We start from the raw sequence: 457 nt of genomic DNA, 5'->3' as shown, positions 1-457 counted from the left end.
CGGCAGGTGCTGAACCCGCGTCGCAGATCCAGCCGTCAATTTCAGGCAGGCCGCCAGCGAAGTCTCACCGGGTTTTTGGTCGTGACGGCGGAGCTCCGCCGAAACCGCCGCCGGTCGGCGTGACGATGGTGATCGCCTCGCCGACCGCCAGGATTGTTTCAGCGCATCCTGCCAGCTCCTCGATGCCGCCATTGAGCCTGCGGACCAGGTTGCGGCCCTTCTGCCCGGCATCGCCGCCCTTAAGGCCGAACGGCGCCACCTTGCGATGGCCGGAAAGGATGGCACAGTTCATCCCTTCGCGGAATCGGATGGTCCGGCTGGTGCCGTCGCCGGCGTGCCAGCGGCCACGGCCGCCCGATCCCTCGCAGATGTGAAAATCCTCCAGCACCACCGGGAAACGCAGTTCGAGGATTTCCGGATCGGTCAGCCGCGAATTGGTCATGTGCGTGTGCACCGC

General features: G+C 66.1%; 1 protein-coding gene. It reads right to left on the bottom strand.

All coding sequences use genetic code 11. From position 1 onward, the window contains the following. Nucleotides 1-64: 64 nt before the first annotated feature. Nucleotides 65-457 (bottom strand): hydantoinase B/oxoprolinase family protein (locus EOA23_RS35380; RefSeq protein WP_189341855.1); only part of this gene is annotated, 393 nt, incomplete at its 5' end.

Source organism: Mesorhizobium sp. M2A.F.Ca.ET.042.01.1.1 (genome assembly GCF_003997405.1).
In the GTDB taxonomy this organism is placed as follows: Bacteria; Pseudomonadota; Alphaproteobacteria; order Rhizobiales; family Rhizobiaceae; genus Mesorhizobium.
This window is presented reverse-complemented; position numbering and strand designations above follow the sequence as displayed.